This window comes from Microbispora bryophytorum (genome assembly GCF_043197435.1).
Classification (GTDB): Bacteria; Actinomycetota; Actinomycetes; order Streptosporangiales; family Streptosporangiaceae; genus Microbispora; species Microbispora bryophytorum.
The window spans coordinates 516,497-534,744 of sequence record NZ_JBICTF010000001.1; the positions used below are offsets into that span (position 1 = coordinate 516,497).

21 protein-coding genes are annotated in these 18,248 nt (G+C 71.3%); 14 read left to right on the forward strand and 7 right to left on the reverse strand.

Annotated features, from left to right (window positions below; translation table 11 throughout):
• The first annotated feature begins 71 nt into the window (after positions 1 to 71).
• From lpdA to lipB, 5 genes are all read left to right on the forward strand, one after another.
• Positions 72 to 1,451 carry a dihydrolipoyl dehydrogenase gene (gene lpdA, locus ACGFIB_RS02380; RefSeq protein ID WP_357257859.1) on the forward strand — a complete coding sequence of 460 codons (1,380 nt, stop codon included), beginning with the start codon at positions 72 to 74 and terminating at the stop codon, positions 1,449 to 1,451.
• Positions 1,452 to 1,484: 33 nt separating this feature from the next.
• On the forward strand, positions 1,485 to 2,996 hold the full coding sequence (gene sucB, locus ACGFIB_RS02385) for a 2-oxoglutarate dehydrogenase, E2 component, dihydrolipoamide succinyltransferase (protein WP_393367922.1): 1,512 nt from the start codon (positions 1,485 to 1,487) through the stop codon (positions 2,994 to 2,996).
• Between the two features lie 111 nt (positions 2,997 to 3,107).
• Positions 3,108 to 3,998 (forward strand): TIGR01777 family oxidoreductase, encoded by an 891-nt coding sequence (locus ACGFIB_RS02390; protein ID WP_357257855.1) that lies wholly within the window; start codon positions 3,108 to 3,110, stop codon positions 3,996 to 3,998.
• A gap of 34 nt (positions 3,999 to 4,032) precedes the next feature.
• Positions 4,033 to 4,773: a Type 1 glutamine amidotransferase-like domain-containing protein gene (locus ACGFIB_RS02395; RefSeq protein ID WP_142568410.1), complete on the forward strand. Its 741-nt coding sequence runs from the start codon at positions 4,033 to 4,035 to the stop codon at positions 4,771 to 4,773.
• A gap of 2 nt (positions 4,774 to 4,775) precedes the next feature.
• Positions 4,776 to 5,447, forward strand: a complete 672-nt coding sequence (gene lipB / locus ACGFIB_RS02400; protein ID WP_229689632.1) for a lipoyl(octanoyl) transferase LipB — start codon at positions 4,776 to 4,778, stop codon at positions 5,445 to 5,447.
• A gap of 3 nt (positions 5,448 to 5,450) precedes the next feature.
• Here the strand turns inward: lipB and ACGFIB_RS02405 are convergent, their stop codons facing one another.
• Both ACGFIB_RS02405 and ACGFIB_RS02410 read right to left on the reverse strand, forming a co-directional pair.
• Positions 5,451 to 5,738, reverse strand: coding sequence for a DUF6204 family protein (locus ACGFIB_RS02405; protein ID WP_357257853.1), 288 nt, complete (start codon positions 5,736 to 5,738; stop codon positions 5,451 to 5,453).
• Positions 5,735 to 6,388: a TetR/AcrR family transcriptional regulator gene (locus tag ACGFIB_RS02410; RefSeq protein WP_142568408.1), complete on the reverse strand. Its 654-nt coding sequence runs from the start codon at positions 6,386 to 6,388 to the stop codon at positions 5,735 to 5,737. The genes ACGFIB_RS02405 and ACGFIB_RS02410 overlap by 4 nt, the downstream gene beginning before the upstream one ends.
• 274 nt (positions 6,389 to 6,662) lie before the next feature.
• Between ACGFIB_RS02410 and lipA the strand changes: the two genes are divergently transcribed.
• From lipA to ACGFIB_RS02425, 3 genes are read left to right on the forward strand one after another with little or no spacing between them, the layout of a single operon-like run.
• Positions 6,663 to 7,604, forward strand: coding sequence for a lipoyl synthase (lipA, locus tag ACGFIB_RS02415; RefSeq protein ID WP_357257851.1), 942 nt, complete (start codon positions 6,663 to 6,665; stop codon positions 7,602 to 7,604).
• Positions 7,605 to 7,633: 29 nt separating this feature from the next.
• Positions 7,634 to 8,305: a DUF4191 domain-containing protein gene (locus ACGFIB_RS02420; RefSeq protein WP_142568406.1), complete on the forward strand. Its 672-nt coding sequence runs from the start codon at positions 7,634 to 7,636 to the stop codon at positions 8,303 to 8,305.
• Positions 8,306 to 8,310: 5 nt separating this feature from the next.
• On the forward strand, positions 8,311 to 9,108 hold the full coding sequence (locus ACGFIB_RS02425; protein ID WP_393367926.1) for a class I SAM-dependent methyltransferase: 798 nt from the start codon (positions 8,311 to 8,313) through the stop codon (positions 9,106 to 9,108).
• Positions 9,109 to 9,207: 99 nt separating this feature from the next.
• Here ACGFIB_RS02425 and ACGFIB_RS02430 read toward each other — a convergent pair whose 3' ends face one another.
• Complete coding sequence (locus ACGFIB_RS02430) at positions 9,208 to 9,669, reverse strand: RDD family protein (protein ID WP_393367928.1); 462 nt, start codon at positions 9,667 to 9,669, stop codon at positions 9,208 to 9,210.
• 130 nt (positions 9,670 to 9,799) lie between these two features.
• On the opposite strand from ACGFIB_RS02430, the gene ACGFIB_RS02435 reads away from it, so the two are divergent.
• Together ACGFIB_RS02435 and glnA are read left to right on the forward strand one after the other, a co-directional pair.
• Complete coding sequence (locus tag ACGFIB_RS02435; RefSeq protein ID WP_357257847.1) at positions 9,800 to 10,831, forward strand: hypothetical protein; 1,032 nt, start codon at positions 9,800 to 9,802, stop codon at positions 10,829 to 10,831.
• Between the two features lie 168 nt (positions 10,832 to 10,999).
• Positions 11,000 to 12,424, forward strand: a complete 1,425-nt coding sequence (glnA, locus tag ACGFIB_RS02440) for a type I glutamate--ammonia ligase (RefSeq protein ID WP_142568402.1) — start codon at positions 11,000 to 11,002, stop codon at positions 12,422 to 12,424.
• Between the two features lie 265 nt (positions 12,425 to 12,689).
• Here glnA and ACGFIB_RS02445 read toward each other — a convergent pair whose 3' ends face one another.
• Positions 12,690 to 13,217, reverse strand: coding sequence for a DUF402 domain-containing protein (locus tag ACGFIB_RS02445; RefSeq protein WP_393367930.1), 528 nt, complete (start codon positions 13,215 to 13,217; stop codon positions 12,690 to 12,692).
• Between the two features lie 92 nt (positions 13,218 to 13,309).
• Between ACGFIB_RS02445 and ACGFIB_RS02450 the strand changes: the two genes are divergently transcribed.
• Positions 13,310 to 13,672, forward strand: coding sequence for an MmcQ/YjbR family DNA-binding protein (locus tag ACGFIB_RS02450; protein WP_357239823.1), 363 nt, complete (start codon positions 13,310 to 13,312; stop codon positions 13,670 to 13,672).
• A 43-nt stretch (positions 13,673 to 13,715) separates the two neighbouring features.
• Here ACGFIB_RS02450 and ACGFIB_RS02455 read toward each other — a convergent pair whose 3' ends face one another.
• Positions 13,716 to 14,135, reverse strand: coding sequence for an HIT family protein (locus ACGFIB_RS02455; protein WP_357239820.1), 420 nt, complete (start codon positions 14,133 to 14,135; stop codon positions 13,716 to 13,718).
• Between the two features lie 299 nt (positions 14,136 to 14,434).
• On the opposite strand from ACGFIB_RS02455, the gene ACGFIB_RS02460 reads away from it, so the two are divergent.
• Positions 14,435 to 14,884 carry a hypothetical protein gene (locus ACGFIB_RS02460; protein WP_393367933.1) on the forward strand — a complete coding sequence of 150 codons (450 nt, stop codon included), beginning with the start codon at positions 14,435 to 14,437 and terminating at the stop codon, positions 14,882 to 14,884.
• Here the strand turns inward: ACGFIB_RS02460 and ACGFIB_RS02465 are convergent.
• The gene (locus ACGFIB_RS02465; RefSeq protein WP_393367935.1) at positions 14,844 to 16,070 is read right to left on the reverse strand and encodes an MFS transporter; all 1,227 of its coding nucleotides are present in this window, start codon (positions 16,068 to 16,070) and stop codon (positions 14,844 to 14,846) included. The genes ACGFIB_RS02460 and ACGFIB_RS02465 overlap by 41 nt on opposite strands.
• An 83-nt stretch (positions 16,071 to 16,153) precedes the next feature.
• Between ACGFIB_RS02465 and ACGFIB_RS02470 the strand changes: the two genes are divergently transcribed.
• Both ACGFIB_RS02470 and ACGFIB_RS02475 read left to right on the forward strand, forming a co-directional pair.
• Positions 16,154 to 17,026, forward strand: coding sequence for a LysR family transcriptional regulator (locus ACGFIB_RS02470; RefSeq protein ID WP_357239811.1), 873 nt, complete (start codon positions 16,154 to 16,156; stop codon positions 17,024 to 17,026).
• Between the two features lie 4 nt (positions 17,027 to 17,030).
• Positions 17,031 to 17,645 (forward strand): class I SAM-dependent methyltransferase, encoded by a 615-nt coding sequence (locus tag ACGFIB_RS02475; RefSeq protein WP_393367937.1) that lies wholly within the window; start codon positions 17,031 to 17,033, stop codon positions 17,643 to 17,645.
• A 10-nt stretch (positions 17,646 to 17,655) separates the two neighbouring features.
• On the opposite strand, the gene ACGFIB_RS02480 is transcribed toward ACGFIB_RS02475, so the two are convergent.
• The gene (locus tag ACGFIB_RS02480) at positions 17,656 to 18,177 is read right to left on the reverse strand and encodes a GNAT family N-acetyltransferase (protein WP_393367939.1); all 522 of its coding nucleotides are present in this window, start codon (positions 18,175 to 18,177) and stop codon (positions 17,656 to 17,658) included.
• Between the last annotated feature and the right edge of the window lie 71 nt (positions 18,178 to 18,248).

Consider the following 18,248-nt stretch of genomic DNA (forward strand, 5'->3'; position numbering starts at 1 on the left):
ATCTTCCGGGACAAGTGAAAAGATGCTGCCGGATCCACCCGGCGGTGTGAATACGACCAAGGAGCATTCCAGTGGCTGATGGCAGCGGCCCCTACGACATCGTCGTCCTAGGTGGCGGTAGCGGTGGTTACGCCTGTGCCCTGCGGGCGGCCGAGTTCGGCATGAACGTCGTCCTCATCGAGAAGGACAAGGTCGGGGGCACCTGCCTGCACCGCGGCTGCATCCCCACCAAGGCGCTGCTGCACGCGGCCGAGCTCGCCGACCAGGCCCGCGAGGGTGAGTCGTTCGGCGTCCGCACCCGGCTGGAGGGCATCGACGTCCCCGGCGTCCACGCGTACAAGGACAAGGTGATCGCGGGCCTCTACAAGGGCCTGGCCGGGCTCGTCAAGAGCAAGAAGATCACCGTGGTCGAGGGCGAGGGCCGCCTGGCCGGCCCCGGCCGCGTCGTGGTCGGCGACCAGGTCTACGAGGGCCGCAACGTCGTGCTGGCGACCGGCTCGGTGCCGAAGTCGCTGCCCGGCCTCGACATCGACGGCGAGAAGGTGATCAGCAGCGACCACGCGCTGGTCCTCGACCGGATCCCGTCCTCGGTCGTCATCCTGGGCGGCGGCGTCATCGGCGTCGAGTTCGCCAGCGTGTGGCGCTCCTTCGGCGCCGAGGTCACGATCGTCGAGGCGCTGCCGCACCTGCTGCCGCTGGAGGACGAGTCCAGCTCCAAGCTGCTGGAGCGCGCCTTCCGCCGCCGTGGCATCAAGTACGAGCTGGGCACCCGGTTCGAGAGCGTCAAGACCACCGACACCGGGGTCGTCGTCTCCCTGGAGAACGGCAAGACCCTCGACGCCGAGATCATGCTCGTCGCCGTCGGCCGCGGCCCCGTCTCGGCCGGCCTCGGTTACGAGGAGAACGGCGTCGCGATGGAGCGCGGCTACGTGCTGGTCAACGAGTTCTGCCAGACCAGCGTGCCGGGTGTGTACGCCGTGGGCGACCTGATCCCCACGCTGCAGCTCGCCCACGTCGGCTTCGCCGAGGGCATCCTGGTCGCCGAGCACATCGCCGGGCTGAACCCGGTGCCGATCGACTACGACGGCGTGCCGCGCATCACCTACTCCGAGCCCGAGGTCGCGTCGGTGGGCATCGCCACGTCGGTCGCCCGCGAGCGCGGTCACGACGTCGTCGAGCAGAACTACAACCTCGCCGGCAACGGCCGGAGCAAGATCCTGCAGACCCAGGGCGAGGTCAAGGTCGTCGCCGAGCGCGACGGCCGGGTGCTCGGTGTCCACATGGTCGGCAGCCGGGTGGGCGAGCTGATCGCGGAGGCTCAGCTGATCTTCAACTGGGAGGCCACGGCCACCGACGTCGCCCAGCTCATCCACCCGCACCCGACCCAGTCCGAGGCCCTCGGCGAGGCCATGCTGGCCCTGGCCGGCAAGCCGCTGCACGTCCACAACTGAAGCCCTCCTAGCGAACGCGAGAGAAGACACACCATGCCGGTCTCCGTAACCATGCCCCAGCTCGGCGAGAGCGTTACCGAGGGCACCGTCACCCGCTGGCTGAAGAAGGAAGGCGACCGCGTCGAGGCCGACGAGCCGCTCCTCGAGGTGTCGACCGACAAGGTCGACACCGAGATCCCTTCGCCGTCCGCCGGCTACCTGACCAAGATCATCGTCGCTGAGGACGAGACGGTCGAGGTCGGCGCCGAGCTCGCCCTGATCGACTCCGAGGCGGGCGCCGCCCCGGCCGCCGCCGAGCCCGCGGCTCCGGCTCCCGCTCCGCAGCCCGAGCCGGAGCCCGCTCCGGCCCCTGCGCAGGCCGCGGCCCCCGAGCCCGCCCCCGCCGCGCCGATCTCGTCGATCCCGCAGCCGGCGCCCCCGGCGCCCGCCCCGGCCCCGGCTCCGGCCCCGCAGGCTCCGGCCCCGCAGGCTCCGGCCCCGCAGGCTCCGGCCCCGCAGGCTCCGGCCCCGCAGGCTCCGGCGCAGCAGGCTCCGGCCGCGCAGCCGAGCGAGCCGACCCCGCTGCCCTCGTCCGGCGAGAGCCCGTACGTCACGCCGCTGGTCCGCAAGCTCGCCGCCGAGCACAACGTCGACCTCGACGCGCTGACCGGCACCGGCGTCGGCGGCCGGATCCGCAAGCAGGACGTGATCGAGGCCGCCCGCGTCCAGCGTGAGCAGGCCGCCGCCGCTGCCGCCGCTCCCGCGGCCCCGCAGGCGGCGCCCGCCCCGGCCCAGGCTCCCGCCGCCGCGCCCGCCGCGTCGGAGGTGCGGGTGGACACCACGCTGCGCGGCCGTACGGAGAAGATGTCGCGCCTGCGGCAGACCATCGCCAAGCGCATGGTGGAGTCGCTGCAGGTCTCGGCCCAGCTCACCACCGTGGTCGAGGTCGACGTCACCCGCATCGCCCGCCTGCGCGACCGGGCCAAGGGCGAGTTCCTGCGGCGCGAGGGCGTGAAGCTGTCGTTCATGCCGTTCTTCGCGCTGGCCGCGGTGGAGGCGCTCAAGCAGCACCCGAAGCTGAACGCCACGATCAACAGCGAGACCAACGAGGTCACCTACTTCGACGTCGAGCACCTCGGTTTCGCGACCGACACCGAGCGCGGCCTGCTCGTCCCGGTGATCAAGAACGCGGGCGACCTCAACATCGCCGGGCTCGCCCGTAAGATCGCCGACCTCGCCGAGCGCACCCGCACCAACAAGGTGAGCCCGGACGAGATCACCGGCGGCACGTTCACGCTGACCAACACCGGCAGCCGGGGCGCGCTGTTCGACACGCCGATCCTCAACCAGCCGCAGGTCGGCATGCTGGGCACCGGCGCGGTCGTCAAGCGCCCGGTCGTCGTGGACACCCCGGAGGGCGAGGTCATCGCGGTCCGCTCGATGGTGTACCTCGCGCTCAGCTACGACCACCGCCTGGTCGACGGCGCCGACGCGGCCCGCTTCCTCACGACGGTCAAGCACCGTCTCGAGGAGGGCCGCTTCGAGGCCCAGCTCGGCCTGGCGTAGCCGTAGGCCGGGGCCGGCGCGAGCCGTACGCCCCGGACGCCTCTGGGGGCCGTCCCGCGTTTCGCGGGGCGGCCCCCTTCGTTTCCGGGTAGTGATCGGTGCGTGGAGACGATGACGACAGTGGTGACGGGCTCCTCGGGACTGCTCGGGACGGCTCTGGTGCGCGTGCTGCGCGCCGACGGGCACGAGGTGCGCCGCCTCGTACGCCGCGCGCCCGCCGGGCCGGACGAGCACTTCTGGGACCCTGCGGGCGGCACGCTCGACCCCGGTGCGCTGGAGGGCGCCGACGCCGTCGTCCACCTGGCCGGCGCCGGGATCGGCGACCGCCGGTGGTCCGAGGCGTACAAGCGGGAGCTGGTGGAAAGCCGGGTCAGCGGCACGCGCACCCTCGCCCAGGCGCTGGCCCGCGCCGACGGCGGACCGCGGGTGCTGCTGTCCTCCTCCGCGATCGGCTTCTACGGCGACACGGGGGATCGCGCGGTGGACGAGTCCGCGCCGGCGGGCACGGGGTTCCTGGCCGATCTGGTGGGCGCCTGGGAGGCCGCCACCGCGCCCGCCGCCGAGGCGGGCGTGCGGGTGACGCCGATGCGCACGGGTGTCGTGCTCAGCGGCCGGGGCGGCGCGCTCGCCCGGATGCTGCCGATCTTCAAGATGGGCGCGGGCGCCGTGCTCGGCAACGGCAGGCAGTACGTCTCATGGATCTCGCTGCCCGACTGGGTGGACGCGGTCCGCTTCCTGCTCGCGCGCGACCTGGCCGGGCCGGTGAACCTGACGGCTCCCGAGCCGGTGACCAACGCCGAGTACACCGCCGCTCTCGCGAAGGCGCTGCGGCGCCCGACGATGCCGCTGCCGGCCCCGCGCCTCGCGCTGCGTCTGGCGCTCGGGGAGTTCGCGGAGGAGGCCCTGCTCGCCGGCCAGCGGGTGCTCCCCCGGCGGCTGCTCGACGCGGGTCATCGGTTCGCCCATCCCACCGTCGGCGAGGCGCTGGCCGCCGTACTCTAAAGAGTCATTCGATCCGGGAACGGGAGTGGTGGGCATGAGCCGCATCGGGCAGTCGCACATCGTCGCCATCGGAGGCGGGTCATTCCGGCAGACGGAGCGATACGGGTTCATCGAGCCGACCGCCCTGCTGCGTTACGTCCTCGACCTGACCGGCCAGGACCGGCCCAAGCTCGGCCTGCTCGCCACGGCGACCGGCGACGACTCCGAGTGGCTGCTCAAGATGTACGGCGCGTTCGCCAGCTGGGACGTCGAGGTGAGCCACCTGACGGTCTTCCCGATGCCGAACGTCGAGGACCCCCGCGAGTGGATCCTGGAGCAGGACGCCATCTACGTGAGCGGCGGCAGCGTCGCCAACCTCGCCGCGCTGTGGCGGCTGCACGGCCTGGACGAGGCGTTCGCCGAGGCCTGGCGAGCGGGGATCGTGCTGTCCGGGCAGAGCGCGGGCGCGCTGTGCTGGCACGTCGGCGGCAACACCGACTCGTTCGGGCCGAGGCTGCGTCCCTGGGCCGAGGGCCTGGGCCTGCTCCCCTACTCCTGCGGCGTCCACTACAACTCCGACCCCCAGCGGCGGGCGCTGCTGCACGAGTCGGTCGCGTCGGGCGAGCTGCCCGAGGGCTACGCCGCCGACGAGGGCGTGGCGCTGCACTACGTGGGCACGGAGTTCATCCAGGCCGTGACCACCGACCCCGAGGGGTACGCCTACCGGATCGAGCGGGACGGGTCCGCGGTCAAGGAGCTGCGTGTCGAGCCCCGGCTGCTGACCTCTACGCTGTGAACGTGAAGGACGATGGGAACGTGAAGGGCGTGGCCATCGTCCGCCTGGGCGTCGACGTCCCGTACGAGCAGGCGTGGACCCTGCAGCGGCGGCTGCACGCCCGGCGGGCGGCCGACGAGATCTCCGACCTGTGCCTCATCCTGGAGCACGCCCCCGTCTACACGGCGGGCAAGCGGACGCTGCCGCACGAGCGGCCGGTCGACGGCACGCCGGTCATCGACGTGGACCGGGGCGGGAAGATCACCTGGCACGGCCCGGGGCAGCTCGTCTGCTATCCCATCATTCGCATCGGCGACGTGGTCTCCTACGTCCGCGTGCTGGAAGAGGTCCTGATCCAGGTCTGCGCCGACTTCGGGGTGACGGCCCGGCGGGTCGAGGGCCGTGGCGGGATCTGGGTGCCCGGTGACCCCGCGCACGGGCTGCCGGACCGCAGGATCGGCATGATCGGCATCCGGGTCTCCGGCGGGGTCACCATGCACGGCTTCGCGCTCAACTGCGTCAACGACCTGAGCTGGTACACCCGCATCGCCGGTGACGACGCCGGGGTCACGTCGCTGGCGGCCGAGACCGGCCGGCGGATCACGGTCGACGAGGTCATCCCGTTCGCCGGCAAGCGCCTCGCCGAGGCGCTCGGCGAGGAGCCGTACGACCTGTACGAGGAGGATCTCGCCTGACGGCTACGCGCCGCGGCCCTTCCTGCGGATCCTGATCTGGCGCATGTCGGTCACCGCGACCCGCAGGATCTCGTACGGGTGCCCGTGCGCGTCCAGGGCGGCCATCGCTCCGAGCGCGGCCTCGTCCTCGCCGTCGTCCGGCCCCGCGGGCACCTGGCAGCGGAAGGTGAAGGCGGACACGCTCGCGTCGTGGGTGAACGTGCCGCCCTCGGTGTAGGCGGCGCCGCCCGCCGCCGTCACGGCGGCCCGGCCGGCCTCGTCGAGGTCCTTGAACTTTCCTCTGATCGTCACTCTGAACACGGTCGTCCCTCTCGTACGGCGTAGGTGCGGACGCGCTCGCCCAGAAGGCTCTCGGCGACGTCGAGCAGCTCCAGCACGGCCGCGGCGATGGCGTCCGGGCTCTCCCCCGCCGTCGTACGCCGCCCGATCTCCGCGTACACCAGCGAGTGGAGGCAGCCGATGTGCCAGGCGACCACGCGCGGCAGCGGATCGCCGGCGTCCGCGCCGGTCTCCTCGGCCAGCGCGACCGCCAGCGCGTCGGTCATCTGACGGCCGAGGTCCTCCAGCCGGGCGGTCAGCGTGGGGGCGGCCCGCATCATCTCCAGCACGCGCCCGAATCCCGCGCTCAGCCCGACCGCGCGTTCGCGACCGCGTACCTCCCGGCGCAGGCGCTCCAGCACCGCGACGGCCGCCGACTGACCCGGCGGCCGCTCCCCCACGATGTCGGCCAGCCTCCGGGGCGACGCCTCCTCGGGCGGGAGCACCAGGTCCTCCTTGGCCTGGAAGTAGTTGTAGACGGTGTTCACCGAGACCTCGGCGGCCTGCGCGACCTCGGCCATCGTTACGTCGTCGAAGCCGCGCTCCACGAACAGCCGAACCGCCACCTCGGCGATGCGCCGCCGGGTCTGCCGCTTCTTGCGCTCTCGCAGCCCCTCAGCCATTTCTGCACTCTACTGCAAAATTACAATCGATTTCACTTTTGCGTGGCCCCGGCCGAGCCGGACTGCCTCGGACTCGGATCGGCGCCGAGCTGTTGCGCCACCTCGCGCGACGGTCCGGGAGCCGTCCCGGATCACCTGAAAGCAGGTAATAAGCTGGGCTCATGAACGAGCGTTCCGACAGGCACGCAGGCCCGCGTACGGCGCCGGGCCGCGTGCTCCCGCTCGGACCCCGGGCCCGCGGACCGCTACCGCGGAGTGCTGCGAAGGAAGTCGCATGACCGTCGCTCCTGAAGGCCGAAAGCTCCTCCGCCTGGAGGTGCGCAACAGCCAGACCCCCATCGAGAAGAAGCCGCCGTGGATCAAGACGCGGCTGCACAACGGCCCCAACTTCAACGAGATCAAGTCGTTGGTGAAGGGCGCGGGGCTGCACACCGTGTGCCAGGAAGCGGGCTGTCCCAACATCTCCGAATGCTGGGAGGACCGCGAGGCCACCTTCCTCATCGGCGGCGACCAGTGCACCCGGCGCTGCGACTTCTGCCAGATCGACACCGGCAAGCCGGCGGAGTACGACAGGGACGAACCGCGCCGCGTCGCCGAGTCGGTGCAGCAGATGGGCCTGCGCTACGCCACGGTGACCGGCGTCGCCCGTGACGACCTGCCCGACGGCGGCTCCTGGCTGTACGCGGAGACCGCCCGGCGGATCCACGAGATGGTTCCCGGCTGCGGCGTCGAGCTGCTGGTGCCGGACTTCAACGGCGACCGCGGTCAGCTCGAGGAGGTCTTCTCCAGCAGGCCCGAGGTCCTCGCGCACAACATCGAGACCGTGCCCCGGATCTTCAAGCGGATCCGGCCCGCGTTCCGCTACGAGCGCTCGCTGGCGGTCATCACCATGGCCCGCGAGGCGGGGCTGGTCACCAAGTCGAACCTCATCCTCGGCATGGGCGAGGAGCGCGAGGAGATCGTCCAGGCGCTGCGCGACCTCCACGAGGCCGGATGCGACCTGGTGACCATCACGCAGTATCTGCGTCCCACCCCGCGCCACCACCCGGTGGACCGCTGGGTCAAGCCCGAGGAGTTCGTGGAGCTCCAGCGGGAGGCCGAGGAGATCGGCTTCGCCGGCGTCATGTCCGGGCCGCTGGTGCGCTCGTCCTACCGGGCCGGCCGCCTGTACCAGCAGGCGATCGCCGCCCGCGTGGGCGAGTCTCGTTTTCATTAAGTCAGCTCGGCGTTTGTATCCTTCACACCATGGCGAAAGACGCAGCGGCTCCGGGTCGCCTCAAGCAACTCCGGATGGTCGCACAGATCATTCAGCAGGCGAACCCCAAGGGTATGCCGATCGTCTACGCGTCGGCTCTGGGCACGCTCATCGTGTTCGTCGTCATCGGCGTGATCTTCGGCTGGACGTGGATCGTGTTCGGCGTCTTCGCCGCCGTGCTGGTGGGGATGGTCGTCTTCAGCCGCCTGGCGCAGAAGGCGCAGTACTCGATGCTCCACGGCCAGGCGGGGGCGACGTACGCGATCCTGCAGAGCCTGCGCGGCACCTGGCACGTCGAGGAGAAGCCGGTCGCGGTCAACCGCGACCAGGACCTCGTCTTCCGGGTCGTCGGATTCCCGGGGGTCATCCTGGTCTCCGAGGGCCCGCCGAACCGGGTGCAGCGCATGCTCCTCGCGGAGAAGAAGCGCGTGCAGCGCGTCGCGGTCGACGTGCCCGTGTACGACGTCCAGTGCGGTGACGCGGAGGGCCAGATCCCACTGGCCAAGCTCCAGCGGCACATGATGAAGCTGCCCCGCAACCTGAAGAAGGGCGCCGTGTCCGAGGTCAACAACCGGATGCGCGCCCTCACCCCGGCCATCCCGATGCCGAAGGGCCCCATCCCCAAGGGCGCCCGGATGCCGCGCGGCCCGAAGATGCGCTGACCGCGTTGGACCTCGTGGGAAGGCGGCCGGTCTCCCGGTCGCAGACCTCCCGGGCCAACCGGGGCTGGTGGGACGGCGCGGCCGACGAGTATCAGGCCGAGCACGGCGGCTTTCTGCGCGACGACGGCTTCGTGTGGTGCCCCGAGGGGCTCGACGAGGCCGATGCCCGGCTGCTGGGCGACGTGGCCGGGCGCCGGATCCTGGAGATCGGGTGCGGCGCCGGCCAGTGCGGCCGCTGGCTGCTGGGGCGGGGCGCGGCGGTCGCCGCCGTCGACCTGTCCTACCGGCAGTTGCAGCACTCCCGGCGGATCGACATGTCCGCCGGGGCGGCCCTGCCCGTCGTGCAGGCCGACGCCGAGACGCTGCCGTTCGCTGACCGGTCGTTCGACCTCGCGTGCTCGGCCTACGGCGCGCTGCCGTTCGTGGCCGACGCCGGGGCGGTGCTGGCCGAGGTGCGGCGGGTGCTGCGGCCGGGCGGCCGGTTCGTGTTCTCCGTCAGCCACCCCGTCCGGTGGGCCTTCCCCGACGATCCGGGCCCGCGCGGCCTGACAGCCGACCGCCCCTACTTCGACCGGTCGCCGTACGTGGAGTTCGGCGAGGGCGGCGAGCCGTCGTACGTTGAGCACCACCGGACGATGGGCGACTGGGTGGGCCTGATCGCCGCCTCCGGCCTCGTGCTGACCGGCCTGACCGAGCCGGAGTGGCCGCAGGGCCACGACCGCACGTGGGGCGGCTGGAGTCCGCTGCGCGGACGGCTGCTGCCCGGCACGGCTATCTTCCAGTGCGCCAGGGCGGCGTCGTAGGTCCCGGCGGCGACGTCAGAGGAAGTAACCCAGCCGGACATAACGCCCAGGCCATCGCAATGACCCTGACCAGGGTTCGACGCGGTGTCAGACGCGGTGTCAGAGGTTGACCACGACCGTGCGGCTCGCACGGTCGTGCAGGCCGCGCCGGTCGCGGTCCCAGATGAGCGCGGGCACGGCGAGGCACAGCAGCAGCGTGCGCACCAGCACAGAGGAGAAGGGCGGCCGCCTGCCGTCGAGCGCGGCCACGCGGATGCCGAACAGGCGCATCCCCAGCGTCATGCCGATCGTGCCGACCAGCAGGACGTACTCCGCGGCGAAGACCCCGAGGCCGACCGCGCCGATGTCGTTGCCCTGCACGCGCAGCAGACCGCCGGCGATGGCCCAGGTGCACAGCAGCCAGTCGACGACGACGGCGCCGACCCTGCGTCCCCACCCGGCGACCGCCCCGGGACCCTGCTCGGGCAGGCCGAGGCGCTCCCCCGGATAGCCCAGGTCCATCCCGGCGGCCCGCGGGCCCCCGATCCAGGTCTGCGTCCAACGCGGCTGCCGGTCACTCATGGTTTCCCAGCGTATCGGGGAGGGACACCGGTCTGGCGTCCGGCCGCGAAGCCGTACATCATGGGCGGGCTTATCGCGTTAGATCCCGGTATCGTGAATCGTTTCCTATCTGAGCGCTTTGGAGGGAACCGTGCGACCGGCGGACCCCGATGACATCGACGCGCGCTTCGAGGCGCTGGTCGCACAGTTCGACAAGGACGAGATCCGCCGGATGACCGCGGCGGCCGGGTCGGTCGCGCCACCGCCGGGTCGGCGGCGCCGCCCGGCCGTGCTGGTGATGATCGCGGGCCTGGTCGTGCTCGTGGGGGTCGTCGTCCTGCGGCCCGGCGTCCTGGAGAGGCTCGGCTTCGTCCGCCCGGCAGCCGGCGGCGAGGACCTGGTGATCTCCGGCGCCGTGGTCGCCCGGCCCGGGCCCGTGCTGACGCCGATCCCCGACGGCGAGGAGGGCCTGTTCGACCACGGCCCCGTCCCGGCGCCGGCCGCCGGCCCGTTCGCCGGCACTCCCGCCGTCGACTACGCCGACGGGGAGCAGGGGCTGGCCATGCCCGCGGCCCGCGCGCTCGGCGGGCTCACGGAGAAGGAGGTCGGCCAGGCCCTGCAGCGCGTACGGCGACTGCTGTCGGCGGCGCACCTCGACCCGGCCACCGTGCGGGGCGAGCGCCCGGAGGCGTTCGCCCGCCTGTTGCATCCCCGGCAGCGTGAAACGTTCCTGCGCCATCTGGACGACAGCGGCCCCTCGGGCACCCGGTCGTGGCTGTTCAGCCTCGCCCCGGACGCGGCCGAGCCGGTCGGGGACGTCGTGAAGGTCTCCGGCGAGACGACGGTCTCGGAAAGGGCCGGTGGAGGCGTCACGATCGGGACGGACTATCTGTTCGTCCACCCGGTCAGCCGCACCGGCGCGCCCCTGATCGTGACGAGGGTCGTCGAGCACCACAGGAGCGAGTTCTCCGCCTATCGGGAGGGCGGGAAGCTTGTGGTCTGGCTGGAAATGGACAGATCAGCCCTCTTTGGCGCGAATTGCGGTGCGGATAACGAATTCGTCCACCCACGATTTCCTGGTGACCCACAGGGAGCGAGGCCCTCCGGCGAGCCCGTCGATCCCTACGACCGCGCCTCCGGTGTTTCCGGCAAGCCGCGCTGCCCGGCCGCGTTGGGCACCTGACCTGCGAGAAGGCCGTAGGATGGAGCTCGTGAGCGGCGGTCCGACGTTGTGGCCGCGACCGCCCGGGTAGCGCTTTCCCTTAACACGCGCGAAACAATCGAGACATGGGGCGGAAACGGCATCGGCCTATTTTCGGGTTGCTAGCCCATGCCCCTGGGAGGTTCGAGAGTGTTCAACTCCGCCGATGACGTCCTCAAGTTCATCCGGGACGAGGGTGTGCAGTTCGTTGACGTCAGGTTCACGGACCTGCCGGGGACGACGCACCACTTCACCTTCCCGTCCGAGAACTTCGGCGCCAACGTCTTCACCGACGGCCTCATGTTCGACGGCTCGTCGATCCGCGGGTTCCAGGCCATCCACGAGTCGGACATGCTTCTGCTGCCCGACCCGTCCACGGCCGTGCTCGACCCGTTCCGTCAGCACAAGACGCTGAACATCAACTTCTTCGTGCACGACCCGCTGACCGGCGAGGCCTACAGCCGCGACCCGCGCAACGTCGCGCGCAAGGCCGAGGAGTACCTCAAGGGCACCGGCATCGCGGACACCGTGTTCTTCGGCCCCGAGGCCGAGTTCTACATCTTCGACGACGTCCGCTTCGAGACGAGGCAGAACGCCGGCTACTACTACATCGACTCCGTCGAAGGCGCCTGGAACACCGGCAAGGCCTCCGAGGGCGGCAACCTGGGTTACAAGCCCCGCTACAAGGGCGGCTACTTCCCGGTCCCGCCGATGGACCACTTCACCGACCTGCGCTCGCAGATGGTGCGCAACCTCATCGAGGCCGGCATCGAGACCGAGATGCAGCACCACGAGGTGGGCACGGCCGGCCAGGCGGAGATCGACTTCAGGTTCGGCACGCTGCTCGAGACGGCCGACAAGCTGATGCTGTACAAGTACATCATCAAGAGCACGGCCATCCAGGCGGGCCGTACGGTCACGTTCATGCCCAAGCCGATCTTCGGTGACAACGGCTCCGGCATGCACTGCCACCAGTCCCTCTGGAAGGACGGCGAGCCGCTGTTCTACGACGAGGTCGGCTACGCCGGTCTGTCGGACATGGCGCGCTACTACATCGGCGGCCTGCTCAAGCACGCCCCGTCGCTGCTGGCCTTCACCAACCCGACGGTGAACTCCTACCACCGCCTGGTGCCCGGCTATGAGGCCCCGGTCAACCTGGTCTACTCGCAGCGCAACCGCTCGGCCTGCGTTCGCATCCCGATCACCGGATCGAACCCGAAGGCCAAGCGCATCGAGTTCCGCGTGCCGGACCCGTCCTGCAACCCGTACTTCGCCTTCGCCGCCATGCTCATGGCCGGCATCGACGGCATCCGCAACAAGATCGAGCCGCCGGAGCCGGTCGACAAGGACCTGTACGAGCTGCCGCCGGAGGAGGCCCGCAACATCCCGCAGGTGCCGGGCTCGCTGGAGAAGGTGCTCGACGCGCTCGAGGCCGACCACGACTACCTGCTGGAGGGCGGCGTGTTCACGCCGGACCTCATCGAGACCTGGATCTCCTACAAGCGCGAGAACGAGGTCGACCCGATCCGTCTGCGCCCGCATCCGCACGAGTTCGAGCTGTACTACGACGTGTGATCGGTGACCGCGCGGTGACATGCTCGTTCATCGCGCGGTGATCCGGCTGGTTCTGCCTCGGTTCCGTCCGAGCGGCGAGCACCACATCGAGGGCGGCGTTCGGCGCCCGAAGAGGTCAGGAGCGACGCGAGGCAGTGCCGCGAGTCGTGGAGCAGGAAGCCCGTGGCAAGGTCCCGCGCCTTGCCACGGGCTTTCCGCATCGCCCGCCCGAGGCGGCCCTCCCCCGGGCCGCGCGTTCAGGATCACCCGGACGACCGCTGAGGGCTCAGCACCTTCGATTCACGTCGAAGGGCGGCAGCTCCACCAGGTCCAGAATGGCCGCCGGTGGGAAGTCCGGCCATGAGCCCGGCGGGTCCTGGTTCAGATTGCGCAGGTGCGTGTCGATGAAACGCTGCGTGTCGCGGAGGACCCTGACCGCGGTGGCGGCATCGATGGCACCGTCCTGCAGCGCGTCGGCGAACTCGTCGAGATCCAGCACTTCGTAGCGCCGACTGAGCGGGGGCACGAGGATGTCCACGTAGAGGTCGTGGACAACGAGCTGCTTCGGGCCCGCTTCCTCCAGGTCGATGAGGTCGACGTACCAACCGCCTTCAAGTGCGTCGACGAAGGTGACCGGCTTTCTGATCTGTACCCCTTCGTCGGCGATGACGAAGCAGCGATCGGTCGTGGGCCGCCCGGGAACCCGCCACGGGGGAAGGATCTCGACGTCGTAGGCCACGATGTTGTCGCCGGTCCGGACACTGGAGCACCACTGCCCCGTGCGATGGCGGACACGCACCTCTTCAATGGTCACGAATCGCAGTATGACCGCGGCGGGATTGCAGCGCGCTCAAGGATCATGGCCGGGGAGCTGGGAACGGCTGCTACGGGGGTTAATGTCCCTTTGTGACAACTACGGACGACATCCGGCGCTGGGCCACGGGACTGCCCGAGGTCGAAGAGGTCAGTCACTTCCGGTTCCACGTTCCCGTGTTCAAGGTCCGGGGCCGGACTTTCCTCGGCATGGGCGCGGACGAGACGACGGCCGTGTTCTGCGTCGCCGAGCAGCAGGCCGTCGATGCGGCGCAGGCCGACCCATCCGCCTGCGAGGCCGTACGCCGCCCGGACGCGCGGAAGAGCTTCCTCGGGCTGCAGGTCAAGCTCGGCAGCGTCCCGGCGGAGCGCGTCAGGAGTCTCGTGGAAGAGGCATGGCGTCAGCAGGCGCCCAAGCGCCTGGTGGCCGAGCATGACCGGCACAGACCGGCCTGAGATCGCACGAAGACGGGCGAGGCGCAGGAAGGCCGGCCGAGAGTCAGCCCGGGAGCGCGGCCCGGATCAGCGCCGCGTCCTGGTCGAGAAGGTCACGCGAGCGCTTCTTCCCGTCCGCGGCGACCACGACGCCGTCTCCCGGATAACGCGGCAGCACGTGCAGGTGAAGGTGGAAGACATCCTGGCCGGCGGCCTCCCCGTCGGCCAATGACAGGCGCACCCCGTCACAGCGCAGCCCCGACGCCCGCAACGCCGCCGACACGCGCCGCGCCGCCCGCCAGATCGCCGTACCGACCGCGTCGTCGGCGTCGGCCAACCCGGCCATGTGCACACGTGGGATCACCAGTACGTGGCCGACGGTGGCCGGCTTGTGATCCAGGATCGCCACCACGCTGTCGTCGGCATGGACCACGCTGGCCGCCTTTCGCCCTGCGATGATCTCGCAGAAAACGCACGCCCTCATCAGATCATCATGGCGTCCACGCCGTGTCCGGCGCGCCCGGATTTCTCGCGGCCGCCGATTCGGACGACCGGCTCAGCGGGCGCTTTCCGAGGGTCCGCATGAACCGCTCCGGGTCGAGTTCGCTGTTGATCGTCATGCATGAGCGGAGAGCGTAGACACCACCACCGACAAGATCGATCGCGGAGAGATGACCGGTTGATGTGCGGCACTCACGATGAAGACGGATCGAGGACCGAGACGCCGGGCGGCCGGCAGCCGATGTACCGCCGGGCTTGTAAGAACCCGACTTGGGCAGGGGGATGATGGATCTCTCCGCCCTGGAGGGCCTGTGCCTGACCGCGGTCACCGCGGCCCTGTTCATCCACGAGTCCGACGCTCCCGAACTCCTGCACGTATGGCTTCATCTGGAGACGACGACCGTCGTGGTACGTGACACCACCGACTGGGCACTGCACATCGTGCCGGACGAGCCGGGAGACGGCTACACGATGGAGGAACTCGGCAGCCGTGTGGACATCGTGCCCGCACCCGCCGAGGTGCCCTTCGTCCGGCATGTCGGCGAGCGGCTCGTCCAGGTGAGCAGGGGATTCGACCCCCGAGGATCCCGCCCAGTGGGTGGAGGCGGAGTTCGTCTTCGAGACAGGACGCGTGATCGCGAGAGCCTTCGGGGGCGACCTGCGCCTATCTCACGCCTTCTGGTGACGACGGTCACTTCCCCAGGGCGGGGGTACGGCGCAGCAGGAGGGTGAGGGCGCTGGTGGCGGTGAGCAGGAGCACGGCGAGGGCGACCACGCCTGGCCATCCGGCGTCCGTCCAGGCGCGCCCCGCGAGGCTGCCGAAGACGGAGGACCCGAGGTAGTAGGTGAACAGGTAGAGCGAGGCGGCCTGGCCCGTGGACACCCCGCCTGCGTGCGCCCGGGCGGGGACCCAGCCGCTGGCCACCCCGTGGACGGCGAAGAAGCCCGCGGTGAGGAGAGCGAGCCCGATCACCACGACCGGCAGCGAGGACGACAGCGTCACCAGCGCGCCGGCGACGGCCAGTAGGCAGCCCAGCGGCGTCACGGTCCGGCGCCCGTAGCCGTCCGCCAGCCGGCCGGACACCGCGGAGCTGACCGAGCCGATGGGATAGACGAGGAACATCAGGCCGGCGGCTCCGACGCCGAGGTGGAACGGCGCGCCCGAGAGCCGGAAGCCCAGGGTGTTGAACACCGCGGCCAGAGTTCCCATCGAGCAGCCGCCGATGCCGTACAACGCGAGCAGTCCACGGTCCGACACCGCGCGCAGGCTCCCGCGGAGCAGGGCGCGCATGCTCGCGGGGGCCGCGGTGAAGCGCCGGGAGGCCGGGAGCAGCACGCGTACGGTCAGGGCGCACAGCAGGCCGAGTGCGGCGGCCGCGGCGAGAGCCCAGCGCCAGCCGCCGGCCTGGGCGACCGCGCCGGTCAGGAGGCGACCGGCCATCCCGCCCAGCGCCGTGCCGCCGACGTACAGACCGGCGACGCGGGCGTGCGTGGACGGGTGCAGTTCCTCGCGCAGGTAGGCGGTGGCCACTGCGGGGAGACCGGCCAGTGTGATGCCCTGGAGCGTCCGCAGCACCACGAGCGCCGGCCAGCCGGGCGCCAGCGCGCACGCGGCCGCGACGACGGCGGACGCCGTCAACGACAGATGGATCAGCCGGGTGCGCCCGACGACGTCGGACAGGGGGCCGGCCACCAACAGCGCGACGCCGAGCCCGAGCGTGGTGAGCGACACGCTCAGCGTGCTCTCCGCGGTCGACACCCCGAACTGCGCCGCGAGCTCGGGCAGGATCGCCTGGGTGCTGTACAGCAGCGCGAAGGTCGCCACCCCGGCGGCGAACAGCGCGACGACGACCCGCCGGTATCCGGCGGTGCCCGGCAGGTGTCCTTCCACGGCGGAGGTCGCGAGAACAGCGGTCACCCGAATGACTGTGCACTTGCTGCCGTCATGCGTCCAATGCGATGAGAAGCGGCTTTCAATACGTGACACGTATGATGGCGGGCATGCTGCTCCGGGACCTGTCCTGGCTGGTCGCCCTCGCCGAGCACCGGCACGTGACCGACACCGCCGCCATCCTGCGCACCAGCCAGCCGACGCTCTCGCGCGCCCTCGCCCGGGTGGAGGCCGAACTCGGCACCCGGGTGTTCGAGCGGGCGCCGGACGGGGTCCACCTGACGCCCAACGGGAGACTCGTGGTGGCGGCCGCGCGCGACCTCACGGCGCGCTACGAGCAGTTGCTGACCGACCTCCGGAGCCTGCTCGACCCGGACACGGGGGTGGTGCGCCTGGCCTTCCTCGACTCCATCGCCACCTCCCTCGTCCCGCGGCTGCTGCGCGCCTTCCACGAGCACGCTCCCCGGATGCGCATCCTGCTGCGCCAGGAACCGGCGCACGAGATCGTCCAGGATCTGCGCAGCGGGGCCGCCGACCTCGCGATCACCTCCCCACGCCCACCCGGAGACTTCGGCTGGCACCCGCTCCAGGAGGAGCGGCTGGTGCTCGTCGTCCCGCCGAGCCACCGGCTGCGCCACCGGGAGGAGGTGGCCCTCCAGGAGCTGGCGGACGAGGAGCTCGTCACCACGCCGGTCGGCTTCGGCTACCGGGCCCTGGTCGACACGCTGCTGCGCGACGCCGGGGTGTCCCCCGCCGTCTCCTTCGAGAGCCAGGACCTCGCGACCATCGAGGGCCTGGTCGCGGCCGGGCTCGGCGTGGCCGTCGTCCCGGAGCCCTTCGCCGGGCAGTCCGGCACCGTCGGCGTCAGGATCGCGGCGGAGGCCGCCCGCCGCACCATCGGCCTCACCTGGCGTACCGACCACGATCCGGCCGGCCCCGCCACCCGCTTCCGCGACTTCGTCATGACGCCCGATCTACGATGACCCGATGCGCCAGGCCGACCCGGACCCGTACTGGAACACCAACGTCGCCCGGCACCCGGGCGTCCTCCGCGCCGTCCCCGCAGGGTGCGGTGACGCACTGGACGTCGGCTGCGGAGACGGGCTGCTCGCCCGGAAGCTGACCGGCCGGTCCAAACGCGTCACCGGCGTCGACAGATCGCCGGAGATGATCGGCCGTGCCCGCGAGCTGTCCGCCGGCCGGCCGGAGCTCACCTTCGTCGAGGGCGACTTCCTCACCGCCGTCCTGCCCGCCGGGGAGTACGACTTCGTCTGCTCGGTGTCCGCGATCCACCACATGGACTTCGACGCCGCCCTCACCCGGATGCGCGCACTGCTGCGCCCCGGCGGCACGCTGGTGGTGGTCGGCCTCGCTCGCGAGGCGTCCCCCGCGGAGTGGGCGGCGATGATCGCCGCCGCCCCGGTCGTGCGGATCACGAAGGTGCTGCGCCGCGCGCGGGAGCCCGAGGGGATGCCGGTGGCCGCACCGCGGATGAGCTACGGGCAGGTGCGGGCCGCGGCAGGCCGCCTGCTGCCGGGCGTGCGCTACCGCCGGCACGTGCTCCGCCGATACTCCCTGACCTGGACGAAGCCCGGCCGATAGCGCTCGCTGGTCAACGCTCCAAGGCCCGGCGGTAGCGGACCTCGGTCAGCGGGAAGCCGTCCGACTCGTCCCGCTGTACGGCGCCGTCGGGGCGCCAGCCCCCGCGCTCGTAGAACCGGCGGGCGCGGGCGTTCCCGTCGACGACCCAGAGGACGGCCTGCTCGTACCCGGCGGCGGCGAGGCGGTCCAGCGCGGCGGCCATGAGGCGCCCGCCGACCCCGACGCCCCATGCCTCGGGCATCAGATAGATCGCCGAGATCTCCGCGACCTCGGCCGGGTCGACGTCGTCGTCCCGGCCGGGACCGAGCGAGGCGAACCCGGCGACGGAGCCGTCCTCCTCCGCCACGAGGACCTCCGTACCCGGCGGGGAGGACTGCCCCAGCAGCCGCTCCCAGACGGGCAGGCGCATGGCCGGGGTGAGCCCGTCGAGATGGGCTTGGGGCATGAGCCCCGGATAGGCGGCCTGCCACGACCGGACGTGGACGGCGGCGACCGCCTCCGCGTCCGCCGGTTCGGCGCGTCTGATGACCATGCACGCTCCCTGTCTGCTTTCGGCTCCGGGCGTCCCGGCATAACACTGCCACGCGCGGGCCAAGCGGATCG